The sequence below is a fragment of the Luteococcus sp. Sow4_B9 genome, assembly GCF_052116585.1.
Taxonomy (GTDB): Bacteria; Actinomycetota; Actinomycetes; order Propionibacteriales; family Propionibacteriaceae; genus Luteococcus.
In genome coordinates this window covers 1-12,949 of the sequence record NZ_JBQKKT010000040.1, presented here as the reverse complement: position 1 = coordinate 12,949, position 12,949 = coordinate 1, and the positions used below count along the sequence as shown (strand labels likewise).

General features: G+C 68.0%; 11 protein-coding genes and 2 pseudogenes. 7 read left to right on the top strand and 6 right to left on the bottom strand.

Features of this window, described 5'->3' with window-relative positions:
- On the top strand, nt 1-639 hold a 639-nt coding region (locus ACTQ49_RS14600; protein WP_441828565.1), incomplete at its 5' end, for a hypothetical protein.
- A 68-nt stretch (nt 640-707) separates the two neighbouring features.
- Here the strand turns inward: ACTQ49_RS14600 and ACTQ49_RS14595 are convergent.
- Together ACTQ49_RS14595 and ACTQ49_RS14590 are read right to left on the bottom strand one after the other, a co-directional pair.
- Nucleotides 708-2,312, bottom strand: coding sequence for an AMP-binding protein (locus ACTQ49_RS14595; protein WP_441828564.1), 1,605 nt, complete (start codon nt 2,310-2,312; stop codon nt 708-710).
- Nucleotides 2,313-2,450: 138 nt separating this feature from the next.
- A complete protein-coding gene (locus ACTQ49_RS14590; RefSeq protein WP_441828563.1) occupies nt 2,451-2,705 on the bottom strand; it encodes a hypothetical protein in 255 nt (84 codons plus the stop codon).
- A 228-nt stretch (nt 2,706-2,933) separates the two neighbouring features.
- Here ACTQ49_RS14590 and trpB point away from each other — a divergent pair, with 228 nt between their 5' ends.
- The gene (gene trpB, locus ACTQ49_RS14585; protein ID WP_441828562.1) at nt 2,934-4,133 is read left to right on the top strand and encodes a tryptophan synthase subunit beta; all 1,200 of its coding nucleotides are present in this window, start codon (nt 2,934-2,936) and stop codon (nt 4,131-4,133) included.
- 226 nt (nt 4,134-4,359) lie between these two features.
- Here trpB and ACTQ49_RS14580 read toward each other — a convergent pair whose 3' ends face one another.
- The 4 genes from ACTQ49_RS14580 to ACTQ49_RS14565 all read right to left on the bottom strand — a co-directional run bounded on the left by ACTQ49_RS14580 (nt 4,360) and on the right by ACTQ49_RS14565 (nt 9,282).
- A complete protein-coding gene (locus ACTQ49_RS14580) occupies nt 4,360-4,620 on the bottom strand; it encodes a hypothetical protein (RefSeq protein ID WP_441828561.1) in 261 nt (86 codons plus the stop codon).
- 191 nt (nt 4,621-4,811) lie between these two features.
- Nucleotides 4,812-5,939: a hypothetical protein gene (locus ACTQ49_RS14575; protein WP_441828560.1), complete on the bottom strand. Its 1,128-nt coding sequence runs from the start codon at nt 5,937-5,939 to the stop codon at nt 4,812-4,814.
- A gap of 184 nt (nt 5,940-6,123) precedes the next feature.
- Nucleotides 6,124-7,515, bottom strand: coding sequence for an NAD-dependent succinate-semialdehyde dehydrogenase (locus ACTQ49_RS14570; protein ID WP_441828559.1), 1,392 nt, complete (start codon nt 7,513-7,515; stop codon nt 6,124-6,126).
- Between the two features lie 162 nt (nt 7,516-7,677).
- Nucleotides 7,678-9,282 (bottom strand): AMP-binding protein, encoded by a 1,605-nt coding sequence (locus tag ACTQ49_RS14565; protein ID WP_441828558.1) that lies wholly within the window; start codon nt 9,280-9,282, stop codon nt 7,678-7,680.
- A gap of 26 nt (nt 9,283-9,308) precedes the next feature.
- On the opposite strand from ACTQ49_RS14565, the pseudogene ACTQ49_RS14560 reads away from it, so the two are divergent.
- The 5 genes and pseudogenes from ACTQ49_RS14560 to ACTQ49_RS14540 all read left to right on the top strand — a co-directional run.
- Nucleotides 9,309-9,899: pseudogene (locus tag ACTQ49_RS14560) on the top strand (glycosyltransferase); the annotation flags it as partial.
- 338 nt (nt 9,900-10,237) lie between these two features.
- The gene (locus ACTQ49_RS14555) at nt 10,238-10,690 is read left to right on the top strand and encodes a hypothetical protein (RefSeq protein WP_441828566.1); all 453 of its coding nucleotides are present in this window, start codon (nt 10,238-10,240) and stop codon (nt 10,688-10,690) included.
- On the top strand, nt 10,687-11,463 hold the full coding sequence (locus ACTQ49_RS14550; protein ID WP_441828557.1) for a glycosyltransferase: 777 nt from the start codon (nt 10,687-10,689) through the stop codon (nt 11,461-11,463). The genes ACTQ49_RS14555 and ACTQ49_RS14550 overlap by 4 nt, the downstream gene beginning before the upstream one ends.
- Nucleotides 11,460-11,690 carry a hypothetical protein gene (locus tag ACTQ49_RS14545; protein ID WP_441828556.1) on the top strand — a complete coding sequence of 77 codons (231 nt, stop codon included), beginning with the start codon at nt 11,460-11,462 and terminating at the stop codon, nt 11,688-11,690. The genes ACTQ49_RS14550 and ACTQ49_RS14545 overlap by 4 nt, the downstream gene beginning before the upstream one ends.
- A 105-nt stretch (nt 11,691-11,795) precedes the next feature.
- Nucleotides 11,796-12,845, top strand: a pseudogene (locus ACTQ49_RS14540) (IS110 family transposase); the annotation flags it as partial.
- Nucleotides 12,846-12,949: the final 104 nt, after the last annotated feature.

Below are 12,949 nucleotides of genomic sequence, written 5' to 3'. Positions count from 1 at the left end.
CGCATCCGGAGAGGTCTCGTACAAGTCAACGGCCTGCTGACGAAACTCTGCCGAGTAGTTCTTCCTGGCCATGATGATGATCATCTCGCTTCCTCCAGCCCATGCTGGATTCCACGTGTCCACAACCCGGGGTCAGGGTCCACCCTGACCAGCCAGGGTGCCTACTTCCCCAAGGACAACTGCAAGAGCTGGCACGCGGCCGGACGAGCCCTCGACTTTGCCCAACTGCGGCGCGGCAACGAGGTCCTCGTCAACTGCCGCACCGACCTGTGGCCCGGTCAGGACGAAGCGATCCGCACGGATCTGGTGCGACGTTACTGGACCCTGGCCGCATCGCTGAACCTGCACTTCGAGTACGTGCTCACGCACCACTTCGACGACGAGCATGCCAATCACATCCACGTGGACAACGGGATCTCCGGCGAGGGCTTCAGCACCTTCCATCGGCGCTCCCAGGTGCAGAACCAGTCGGTGCAGGCGATCTGTCTGGCGCTGTGGGGCCGCGAGGGTCAGGTCACGGGCCAGTGGGAGGACACCGAGCCGATGGTGTCACCCGTGCTTGACGAGCTGCAGCTCGGAGACCTGCGCGGCCAGGAGAACTGGCACGCCTTCCTGCGCGCGAGCGTTCGCCGGGGTTGAGCCCAGGCTCCGCCGTGACGAGCGGCGGGCCCCCGGCGTGCGCCAACCGCGGCGTCAGCCCCGTCCCGTCACGCGTCGACGAGCGCAGGCAGTTGCCGGCGCAGGATCTTGCCGGCGGCCGAGCGCGGAATCTCCGCCACCACGGTCGCCCCGCCAAGGTGCTTGTACTGGGCCACTTGGTGGTTGAGCCACTGCACCACCTCCTTGGCGACGGAGGGGTCAGCTCCCTCGCGCAGTACCAGCAGCGCATGCGGCACCTGGTCTCCGCTGGGCCGGGGGCGGCCCAGCACGGCGGCGTCGATCACTTCGGGATGCTCCATCAGGTGGTGCTCCAACTCCACGGGTGCCACCTGGAAGCCGCGGTGCTTGATGAGCTCCTTGATCCGGTCGACGACGCGAGTGACACCATCGCGATCGACCTGTACCAGGTCACCGGTGTGGATCCAGCCCTCCGCGTCCCGGATCGCGTCGGTCTCTTCCGTCTGGCGCAGGTAACCCAGCATGATGTTCGGACCGCTCACCCACAGCTCTCCGGGCTGCGACCACTCACCCGGTGCAGGCACCGGGACGTCCTGCCCGGTCTCCGGATCCACCACGCGGATCGTCGCGCTGGCCACGGGCGGACCGACCGAGTCCAGGGGCAGGTCTGGCCGATCCACGGGCATGATGTGGGAGACCGGGGACATCTCGGTCATGCCGTAACCCTGGATCACACGCAGGTCAAAGCGTTCCTGCAGGGCTGCCGCCACCTTGCCATCCATCGCCGCGGCGCCGGAGACCAAGAGCTTCACCGAGCTCCAGTCCACATTCAGCGCGGCCGGATGACGGGCCAGGAAGGCGGCGACCGGCGGGACCACGAAGGCCACCGACGGGCGTCGCGTCTCGATGATCTCGAAGAAGAGCCGCGCGTCGAAGTGGCTCATCGTGTACTGCGGGAATCGGCGGTACAGGCTGTAGTTCAGGATCGTCGTCAGGGCGAAGATGTGGCTGTAGGGCAGGAAGGCGACGAACTGGTGGTCATAGCCCAGCGGAGCCAGCACCCAGTCGAACTGGAGCATGTTCGCCACCAGGTTGCGATGGCTGAGCATCACCGCCTTGGGCAGGCCTGAGGTACCCGAGGAGACGGGCAGGCAGGCGACGTCGGTCGCGGGATTCAGGTCGAGAACCGGCAGGTCCACGGGCGTGGCCATCACGTCGCGCCAGTCCAGCATGTCGGCCTGGCCGTCGCCCCGGTCCATCACGATCACCGACTCCGGTCCAAGGCCCACCAAGTCCGCCGCGGCGCGGGCAGATTCGGCCAATTGGGCCTGGGTGACCACCATCGTGCAGTCGGTCAGCTGGAGATGGCGAGCGATCTCCGCGGGGGATCCCATCACGTTCACGGGTGCGACGGCGGCTCCGCTGCGCATGATGCCGTGGAAGGCGGAGGCATACTCCGGCCGATTGGTCAGCATGACGGCGACGGCCGCGCCCTGCCCGATACCTCGCTGCCCGAGCCAGGTGGCGAACGCGTCGACCTGCTGCTTGAGCTCTCCGAAGGTCACCACCGTGCCGGTCTCGGCGTGGTCGAAGGCGATCTTCTGCGCCACCTCCTCGTCCATCGACGCGAAGAAGAGGTCGTAGAGGGTGCAATCCGGAATGTCGACGTCCGGCTGTGGCCCGCGGTAGTGCATGGTGATCCTTCCGTTCCGCGTCAGCCTAGGACCTTGCCCACTGGGCCGTGCCGAATCACCCGCACAAAGAAGCGGCGCCGAATTTGGTGGACTCCGCGCCCCGGAGCCCAAAGGCGATCCGGCGGCGAGCCCGGATGATCAGATGTCGCGCAGCAGCAGACCCCAGGCGATCAACTGCTGGACTCCTTGACCGGCCACGTCGTCCGACTGCTCGTCCCAGTCCAGGGCCTTCATCAGCACCGCGGCCTCGGCCGTGCGCTGTTCCGGCGCCAGGCTCAGCAGCCGCATGAAGGCCCGCTCGTTCTCCTGCGCCATCGAGGGATCGACGTGGTTGAGCGCACCGACGGTCATCCCGAGCAGCGCACCGATCATGAAGTCATCGGGCTGTTCCATGACCCCGACCCTATCGGCACCCATCGTCCACCATGCAGACCGCGCGGGGCGCGCGGAGAGGCCTCCAGTGCTACTGTCAGCGCGTGAACATGCACGTGCGTCGCTGCTGGTGGGCCGCCTGATGGCGGTCCCCTGATGCACTGACGCACCGAAGCCGCCCGATCCGGGCGGCTTCTTCCATGCCCGGGTCGGGTACCACGAATTGGGTATGACGAACCAGGAGACATGATGACCACCAGCACCTTCGGCGGAGACGGCCAGGGCAATTTCGGCAACTATGGCGGCTCGCACCTGCCGCCACATCTCGTCGAGCCCATGGCCGAGGTGGCCGCCGCCTATGAGCAGGCACGACAGGACCCCACCTTCATGGCCGAGTACCAGGACGTCCTCAAGCGCTATGTGGGGCGCCCGTCGATGCTCTATCTGGCGGAGCGGCTGACCGCGCACTGCGGCGGCGCCCGGATCTACCTGAAGCGCGAGGATCTCAACCACACCGGCAGCCACAAGATCAACCACTGCCTTGGCGAGGTGCTGCTGGCACGCCGGATGGGCAAGAAGAAGGTGATCGCCGAGACGGGCGCCGGTTCCCATGGCGTGGCCCTGGCCACGGCGGCCACCTTCCTGGGCTTGGAGTGCGAGATCCACATGGGTGCCGTCGACGTGGAGAAGCAGCACCCCAATGTGGTGCGCATGCAGATGCTGGGCGCCACGGTGGTCAGCGTCACTGAGGGCGAGGCGACCCTCAAGGAGGCGGTCGACTCCGCGTTCACGGTCTACGCCAACCATGCCGACGAGTACCTCTTCTGCATCGGCTCCGTGGTGGGGCCCCACCCCTACCCCACGATGGTGCGTGACTTCCAGAGCGTCATCGGCCGTGAGGCGCGCGCCCAGTTCCTGGAGGCCGAGGGTCGACTGCCCCACGCCGCGGTTGCCTGCGTCGGGGGCGGTTCCAACTCGATGGGCCTGTTCAGCGCCTTCCTGGACGACGCCGACGTGCAGCTCCACGGCGTCGAGCCGGCCGGCGAGGGCGTGGAGAGCGGCCGTCACGCCGCCACCATGACGAAGGGTACGACGGGCGTGCTGCACGGCATGGCCACCCGGGTGCTCCAGGCCCACGACGGCGAGCCCGCTCCGGTGCACTCGATCGCCTCCGGCCTGGACTACCCGGGCGTCGGACCCCAGCACGTCTTCCTGTGTGAGCAGGGACGGGTCAACTACGCCTACGCCGACGACCAGGAGACGCTCGACGCCTTCACCACGCTGACCCGCTTGGAGGGAATCATCCCCGCGCTGGAGAGCGCCCATGCCGTGGCGCACGGCATGAAGCTGGCCCGCGAGCTGGGCCCCGACGCAGCCATCCTGGTGAACCTGTCCGGACGTGGCGACAAGGACGTCGACTACGTGGCCGAGGTGCTGGGAAGAAGGTGACCCCCTGCGGGGTGGGGCCAACAGGCACCACCCCGCGCTGGGCGGACGTCCGTCATCACATCCGCCTGGTGTCCTTGCACCCGTCGAGGGTCAGGAAACAACTGAACGCCAGATGGGAGCTCTGCCGGTAGTAGACCGACACGCCATCCTCCCGGATCGACCCCACGGTAACCGGGCTCACCGTCGCCCAGCCCTGCTTGGTCGGGTGGCCAATCCCCAGGTTGCGTCAGTCGATCGTTCGGGTGGACTTGGCAACGACCTTGATCGTGTCGCCCACCTCGTCGGCCTGGATGGGGGCGGTGGTGACGTACCAGCGGAAGTTGTCTGCGGCGCTGCCTGTTCCGTCCGTACCCCTGACGAAGGTCGCCCACGACAGAGCCTCGGCGGGCGCATCGGCGGCACCGGCAGCAGCGACGGACAGGGATGACAGGGAAAGGGCCGCGACAGAAGCCGCCGCGACACTGCGAACGATCCGGAGGGATGACACTGGAACTCCTCAAAGTCGGGGGATGTGTCATCAGATTAACCATCACCAGGGGTCGCCGAGGCCCCTTGAACCTACGGGATTGTCAAGCAGGGCAGGATTTTTCTCACCCGATCCCTGATCCCTGCGTCGGGAGTTGGGGCGGAGCGACACCGTGCGTGCCGCCCCGCACCAACCCACTCTCCGGCAGGCGCTCAGCCCAGCGGCTGGCAGCCGTCGAGGGTCAGCAGGCATCGGGTCTGCGTGGTCGGGTTGCTGAGGTACTTCACCACGGCCCCCTTGTCACTGATCGACTCCACCTGCAGCAAGGTGTCGGCGCCGGCCGTCGCCGTGCGCGAGCCGTCGAGGGCCACCAGGACGGCCTTGGTCTGCACCACGCCCCCGTCCAGGAAGAGCGCGGCGTCAGCCGTGAAGCCGTGCAGGCGCATGTGGGCGCCATCGGCCCTGAAGGGGGTGTTCTGGCGGATGGTGCCCTGCCAGTCCATCAGGATGCTGCGGTGCTCGCGGGCCGGGGCTCCGGTGGCCAACCAGATGCCCGGCTTGCCAACCTGAACCTGCTGCACCCACCAGTTGCGCGTGCTGGTCTTGCCGGTGGTCAGGTCCAAGGTCCACAGCCGCACCGTGTTGGGCATGGCACCGAGCCACAGGACGACCTTGCTGCCGAACTGCTCGACGTGGAACTGGACACCCTCGGTGCCGGCATACCGCACGGCGTCACCTCCGTCGCCCACCCACACCTCGTTGACCCCGTTCTGGGCAGACAGGTAGACGGGCTTGCCGTGGTGGCTGCCCAGGCGGGTCATGGGTCCCACCGGAGTGGGGACGGTCTCACGGGTCGTCGTGGTGGTGCTGGGGCTGCTCACGGAGTTCACGGTGGAGAGACCACTGACGGTCGCCTCGGTCCCCCGCACAGTGCTCCAGCCCGTCAGCTGGACGCGCTGGCCGATCGCCAGTTCGGAGACCCAGAAGCGAGCGGTGACCCTGGTGGCAGTGCAGTCGATCTGGTCGGTCTTGATGTTGGTCCACCCGTTGGCCGAGGGGTACCCCAGGCCGATGGTGTCGCAGTCGACGAAGGCGGTGGACTGGGCCTCCAGGGTGATCGTGCGCCCCACCTGGTCGGGGGTGACCGGTGTGGTGGTGACGTACCACTGCAGGTTATCCGCGGCGCTGACGCTCGCGTCGGGGTTGGTGCGGAAGGCAGCCCAAGCGCGGGCCTCGGCTGGGGTGTCGGCGGCTCGTGCCAGGGAGGTGGGCACAGCGGTCAGGGCGGCCAGTGCAGTGGCGCTGGCGACGGTGACCAGCGCGACTCGGATGGATGACATCGGGGGCTCCTTCACATCGGGGGAATGTGGCAGCAAATTAACCATCCCGAGGTGTCATACATGCGACCAAAAGGTCACGAATCCCTTCACCCACGGCAGTGTGGGCACCGCACCGGCTCCTGACAGAGCACAGGGATGCCGCCCGTGGTGCGCGGGCGGCATCCCTGCCTGGCTGCAGCCTCGCTCAGAAGCTGCCGTCGATGTCGGTGTTCACAACGACCTTGGCGTTGACGAACTCGTGCAGGCCCAGGTCAATCAGTTCACGCCCATAGCCGGAACGCTTGGTACCGCCAAAGGGCACGTCGGCCTTCACTCCAGTGGGCTGGTTGAAGTAGACCATCCCCGTGTCGAGGAGCCGCGCCAGGTGATGGGCGCGCTCGGTGTCGGCCGTGAAGATCGATCCGCCCAGGCCGAAGGGTGAGGAGTTCGCGATCTCGACCGCCTCGGCGTCATCCTTGGCGCGGTAGATCTGCGAGACGGGACCGAAGAACTCGGTCTGGGAGGTCTTCGAGTCCAGCGGGATGTTCGTCAGGATGGTCGGCTGGAAGAAGGCGCCCTGCTCGGGGACCGGGTTGCCCACCTGCTCGACGTCGCAGCCTTCGGAACGAGCCATCTCCACCAGCTCGGCCAGGTCATCCGCAGCACCTTGCGAGGAGAGCGGTGCCAGGGTGGTCGCCTCGTCCATCGGATCGCCCGCCACCAGTGCCGCGACGCCGGCGCGGTACTTCTCGACGAATTCGTCGTAGACCGCGTCGACGACGATCAAGCGCTTCGACGAGCAGCACACCTGTCCGGCATTCCAGTGTCGGCCGAAGACCGCCCACGAGACCGCCTTGTCGACGTCCGCGTCCTCCAGCACGATGAAGGCATCCGCGCCGCCCAGCTCCAGCGTCGACTTCTTGAGGTTCTTGGCCGCGATCGAGGCGACGGCGGCGCCCGCCCCTTCCGAACCGGTCAGCGCCATGCCACGCACCCGCGGATCGCCCAGGATCTGCTCGGCCGCGTCATGGGAGGCGAAGACATTCACCAACAGGCCCTCCGGAGCGCCGGCCTGCCGGAAGAGCTGCTCCATGGCGAGGGCCGACTGTGGGACATTGGAGGCGTGCTTCAGCACGATGGTGTTGCCAGCGCTGAACTGTGGGGCACCGATGCGAATCACCTGGTAGAAGGGGAAGTTCCACGGCTCCACCGCGTACAGGACTCCGAGCGGTTCGTGCACCAGCACCACGTCGCCCTCGTCGAAACCCTTGGCGCTCAGCGTGCGGGGAGCGAGCTGCTGCTCGGCATGGGCGACGTAGTACTCCAGCATGCCGATGCACAGGTTGACCTCTGCCTCGGCCTCGCCGATCAGCTTGCCCATCTCCAGTGTCAGGATGCTGGCGTACTCGCGAGTCTTCTCGCGCAGGATGTCGGCTGCCTTCTGCAGCACCTGGACACGCTCGGCAACCGGGGTCTGCCGCCAGGTCTGGAATGCGGTGTCGGCCGCGGTGATGGCCGCGTCGACCTGAGCGGTGGTGGCCGTCTCGAAGCTCTTGACCACCTCACCGGTGTAGGGGTTCGTGGTTGCGTAGGCCATGCTGGCTCCTTTCGGGGATGCCCGCCTCGACGTGCGGGCTCTGGTCACGCAGTCCGGTCCGCACCACAGTGGGAGGACCGCTTCTCCTTCCACCGTAGGAGCCGGCACCAAAGGCTGGAACTCGTCCCACGGTGCGACCCGCCCAGCCGACGCTACTGCGAGTCAGCCTCCGACGACCAGATCAGGCAACTGCCGTCGCAGGATCTTGCCGGCGGCGGAACGTGGCAGGCTCTCGACGACCGTCGCTCCCCCGAGGTGCTTGTACTGGGCCACCTGGCCGTTCAGCCAACGGACCACATCCGTCGCGGTCTGTTCTGGATCGACGCCGTCGCGCAGGACGAGCAGCGCGTGGGGAATCTGGTCTCCGCTGGCCTCGCCCAGACCCAGCACGGCGGCGTCGTCCACGTCGGGGTGGGAGAGCAGGTGGCTCTCCAGCTCCGCCGGTGGCACCTGGAATCCGCGTCGCTTGATCAGTTCCTTGATCCGGTCCACGATGCGGGTGGTCCCGTCGTGACGCACCTGCACCAGGTCTCCCGTGCGTACCCATCCGTCGACGATCACCTCGTCGGTGGCATCGCTCTGGTCCAGGTAGCCGACCATCGCATTGGGACCCTTCACCCACAGCTCGCCGGTCTGGGACCAGTCCTCCCCGGCGGGAGCGGGCACGTCCTGCAAGGTCTGGGGATCCACCACCCGGAAGGTCACGTTGGCGAGGGCCTGGCCAATGGTGTCCATGCCGATGTCCGGCCGGTCCACGGGGGTGATGTGGGTGACCGGTGAGAGTTCGGTCATGCCGTAGCCCTGGACGACGCGAGTGTCGAGGCGCTTCTCCAGGGCCTCTCCCACCGGACCGTCCAGCGGGGCTGCGCCCGAGATGACCAGTTCCACCGAGCTCCAGTCCACCGTGTCGATCACCCGGCTGCGCGCCAGGAAGGTGGCCACCGGGGGCACCACGAACAGCACGGTCGGCCGCCTGCTCTCCACGATGTCGAGGAAGAGGTGGGCCCGGAAGGAGCTCATGGTGTACAGCGGGAAGCGCCGCAGCAGGCCCATGGTCAGCGTGGTGGTCAGCGCATAGATGTGACTGAACGGCAGGAAGGCCACCAGCGAACTGTCCGGCCCCAGATGATGCAGGGCGTCGGTGAACTGCAGCGCATTCGCCACCAGGTTGCGGTGGGTCAGCATGACGGCCTTGGGCAGGCCGGAGGTGCCCGACGAGGTGGGCATGCAGGCCAGGGCCGTCGCGGGATCCAGCGCGATCTGTGGCGGTTGCGGCTCCGTGCCCACCACATCGGCCCAGTGCGCCTGTCCGGCCTCGCTCGTCTGCCCCACCACCACGACATCGTGCGGCTGGAGCCCCGCGGACGCGGCAGCCACGGCGGCGGTCTGCGCCAGGTCGTGCGAGGTGATGACCAGTCGGGCGCCGGTGCGCTGCAGTTGACTGGCCATCTCCGGGGCCGGCGCCGCTGGGTTGACGGGGGTGGCCACCGCGCCGGCGCGCAGGATCCCGTGGAAGGAGACCGCGTACTCGGGGCAGTTGGCCAGCACGATCGCCACAACGTCACCCGGGCGGATCCCGCGACGGTGCAGCCAGGTGGCCGCGGCGTCCACCTCATGGCGCAACCGCCCGAAGGTGAAGACCTCATCGGTCTCGGTGTGGTCGATGGCCACCTTGTCCAGTTCGTCGTCGGTGAGGCTGCCGAAGATCAGCTCGTAGAGCGTGACGTCGGGAATCTCTATCGACGGTCGTGGGCCTTGCCAGATCATGGGTTCCCCTCGGGTGGACCAGACGGATGAACTGTGCAGATAGTAGGGGACGCGACGGTTGGCTGTCCGGGTCGCCGCTTGCTCGACCACCGGCCGCCGGGACCCCGCCGGCTCGGCCCACCCCTGTGGGGGTGGTGTGGCACGACCACAGGCACGAGACTCGACAGGTGCGCCATCGCGATACTCCCGCAACCCACCTCGCGGTGCGCTCCGTTCCCGCCGACCACCCCTACGTCACCCAGGCGATCGGCCCCCAGGGGGAGGCGCATGACGGCCTCGTGGTCCTGCCGGAGATCACCGGTGCTGACGGGTTCTGGTGGCCTCCGACGCTCTTCGACCCGGCACGACGCGAGGCAGCGCTCGAAGGGGCCGACGTCGTCCACGTGCACTTTGGTGTCGAGCAGGTGCCGCTGCACGACATGCGGGCCACCCTGGACGAGCTCGCCCGCTGCGGCATCGCGCTGGTGGTGACCGTTCACGAGCTGCGAAACCCGCACCTGGAGGACGACGCTCCCCATGTGGAGCGCCTCGACCTGCTCATCACGCGGGCCGATGCCGTGGTGACCCTCACCCAGTCCGCAGCCGCCGAGATCCGGCGGCGTTGGGGCCGAGAGGCCGTCGTGCTGCCACACCCCCACGTCGCGCCGTTGGACCGGATCGGCGGCGGGACCGCACCCCAGGACATGTCTCGCGGGCAGGGCCGACGGCCGCTGGTGGGGGTGGATTTGAAGGGCCTGCGCACGAACACGATGCACGCGGCGCAGCTGGCACAGGTGGCTGCATCAGTCACGAAGTCCGGCTATGACCTGCGCCTCGGACTCCACGCCGAGGTGCTCGATGGTCTGGAGGCTCGGGACCCGGAGCTTGCGTTGCTGCTGCGTGGCTGGCACGACTGCGAGGGCGACGGTGCCGGCGTGACGGTGGCACCTCACGAGCGGTACTCCGACGACGGGCTTTGGAACACCTCGCATCGCTGTCCGCCGTGGTGCTGCCCTACCGTTTCGGCACCCACTCGGGCTATCTGGAAGCCTGCCGTGACGTGGGAACCGCCGTCGTCGCGCCGGCGGTGGGCTGCTACCACGACCAGCACGACTGCCCCACCTTCCGTCTGTACGACATCGAGGGCACCCTGCCGGGTGCACTGCGAGCCGCCATCGACGGCCGCCTCGAGTGGACCGCAACCCAGGAGGAGCGGCGTGTCGAGGCCGAAGGGGTGCGGGCCGCCCATCGCCGGCTCTACCGCCAGGTGACGGGACTGTCCACCCTGCCGCGCCCGCTGGGGTGGCTGGGTGGATGGGTGGAACTTGCGGACGACGCCGTGCCCGTCGACGATGATCACCAGGATCCCACCGCGGGCGGGACCCTGCACTGGCCCCTCTGGACCATGAGGCCTATCAGTCCCGGATGAGCACCTTGGCCCACTGGCTCTTGACACACCGTCCCGACGTGCTGGTCGTCGATGTCTCCGCGGAAGTAGCGCTGCTGGCCCGGTTGCTGGGAGTGCCCACCATCGTCGTCGCCATGCGCGGTCAGCGAGACGACCTGGCCCACCGTGCCTGCTACGGAGCAGCGACGCGGTTGCTCGCACCCTGGCCGGCCGACTGCCCTGAGCCCTGGTGGCCCACCACCTGGTTGGACAAGACCGCCTACGCTGGCGCCCTCACCCGCTTCGACTCCGCCCCTGTTCCAGCACCTTCCGGCTGGGTCTCACAGCCTGGACAGCACGGGCTGGTTCTGTGGGGCCGCGGTGGAGGCACTGGGCCCAATCCGGAGCGTCTGGTGGCGGCCATGCCCGGCTGGCATTGGCACGAGCCGCTCGGAACCGGTGACGAGGTCTGGCGGGCGCTGCACGATGCCTCCGTCGTCATCTGTCATGCCGGCCAGAATGCCGTCGCCGAGGTGGCAGCGGCCCGGCGGCCGGCCGTCGTCGTCGCCGAGCCCCGACCCTTCGACGAACAGCTGCACACCGTCCGCGCCCTGCAGGCCGCCGGACTGGCCGTGTGCTGCGAACAGCCACCGGACCACGAGCAGTGGCCTGCCCTCGTGGAACAGGCCCTTGCCCTCGGCGGTCAGGGCTGGCACCGCTGGCACGACGGACACGGCGCAGCCCGCGCCGCGGCCGCCATCTCTGCCGTGGCACGCGCGCACCCCGCCGTGCCCGATGCACAGGAGGCCCGATGAGCAGCGCGTCACCCCAGCTCGCCGTCGTGATCACCGTGCACGGTCGCCATGAACACCTGCGACGCTGCCTGTCCTCGCTGGCCGACCAGGTCCTGACCCGTTACCTTGCTGGTGACCCCGTAGGGAGGGGTCACGGTCGCCGGGCCCGGCATGACTTACTGCCCCTGTCATTGATGATCCGGGGGGGGGTGAAGGCAGCGGGCCTGGTGGCGCCAGCCGACCGCTGATAGGGACACGGCCTCGTCACAGGTCTCAACGTAGGCGTGGGTGCCGGCAGCTGACGCATCACCAACCACGACGACCGTCGCTTCGATGCAAGGATGGTGGTTGTCATGATTCAGGACAGCGGCTTCGACATCTGGTGCGGGTTGGACGTCGGGAAGACCGGCCACCACGCCTGTGCACTCGATGCTGCCGGAAAGAAGGTCTTCGACAAGGCCTTGCCCCAGGACCAGGCCAAGCTGGAAGACCTGTTCCGCAGCCTGTCTGAACACGGCCGGGTGCTGGTGATCGTGGACCAACCGAACACGATCGGCGCGCTACCGATCGCTGTCGCCCGGTCGATGGGCATCACCGTGGCCTACCTGCCCGGACTGGCGATGCGCCGCGCCGCAGACCTCTACCCCGGCAACGCGAAAACCGACGCCAAGGATGCGTTCGTCATCGCGGATGCCGCGAGGACCATGACACACACCCTGCGCCGCGTCGACACCGGCGAAGAAACCCTCGCCGAACTCAAAGTGTTGGTCGGCTTCGACGAGGACCTCGCAGCCGAAGCCACCCGATTGTCGAACCGCATCCGCGGCCTGCTCACCCAGATCCACCCGGCGCTGGAACGCGTTGTCGGACCCAGGTTGACCACCAAACAAGGCCTCGCGGTGATCGAACAACTCGGCGGCCCCCACGGCATGGCCCACGCCTCGAAGTCCAAGCTGCTGCGGGTCATCACCAAGGCCTACCCCCGCGGCGCGCAGGACTTCGCCGACGCCATCACCCAGGCCCTGGCGGAGCAGACCGTCACCGTTGCGGGCACGGCAGCGGCGGAGCAGGTCCTGCCGAAACTGGCCGTGTCGTTGCGTCAGGTCCTGGACCAGCGCGCTGAGCTCGCGGTCCAGGTCGAGAAAGTGGTTGATGCTCACCCTCTTGCCGAGGTCCTGACCTCGATGCCAGGCGTCGGGGTCAGGACCGCAGCACGGATCCTGCTCGACGTCCGCGACGCCTCACAGTTCCCCACCGCCGGACACCTCGCCGCCCACGCCGGCCTCGCCCCAGTCACCCGACGATCCGGCACCAGCATCCGCGGCGAATTCCCCGCCCGCTCCGGCAACAAGCACCTCAAACGAGCCCTGTTCCTGTCCGCCTTCGCCGCCCTCAATGAACCGCCCCGGGGTGTCCGGAGACTTGGTTTGGTGGCTCAGGCGGTGAGCTTGGGTCGATGGTAGTGCAGGTCCTCGGCCTGCATCGGGGTCAGGTCGTCCAGGGCCTC

What these genes read in the sequence shown, in the direction of transcription:
- ACTQ49_RS14565 (WP_441828558.1), bottom strand. Translation starts at nt 9,282, where the DNA reads ATGATCTGGCAAGGCCCACGACCGTCGATAGAGATTCCCGACGTCACG.
- trpB (WP_441828562.1), top strand. Translation starts at nt 2,934, where the DNA reads ATGACCACCAGCACCTTCGGCGGAGACGGCCAGGGCAATTTCGGCAAC.
- ACTQ49_RS14575 (WP_441828560.1), bottom strand. Translation starts at nt 5,939, where the DNA reads ATGTCATCCATCCGAGTCGCGCTGGTCACCGTCGCCAGCGCCACTGCA.
- ACTQ49_RS14595 (WP_441828564.1), bottom strand. Translation starts at nt 2,312, where the DNA reads ATGCACTACCGCGGGCCACAGCCGGACGTCGACATTCCGGATTGCACC.
- ACTQ49_RS14570 (WP_441828559.1), bottom strand. Translation starts at nt 7,515, where the DNA reads ATGGCCTACGCAACCACGAACCCCTACACCGGTGAGGTGGTCAAGAGC.
- ACTQ49_RS14545 (WP_441828556.1), top strand. Translation starts at nt 11,460, where the DNA reads ATGAGCAGCGCGTCACCCCAGCTCGCCGTCGTGATCACCGTGCACGGT.
- ACTQ49_RS14550 (WP_441828557.1), top strand. Translation starts at nt 10,687, where the DNA reads ATGAGCACCTTGGCCCACTGGCTCTTGACACACCGTCCCGACGTGCTG.
- ACTQ49_RS14590 (WP_441828563.1), bottom strand. Translation starts at nt 2,705, where the DNA reads ATGGAACAGCCCGATGACTTCATGATCGGTGCGCTGCTCGGGATGACC.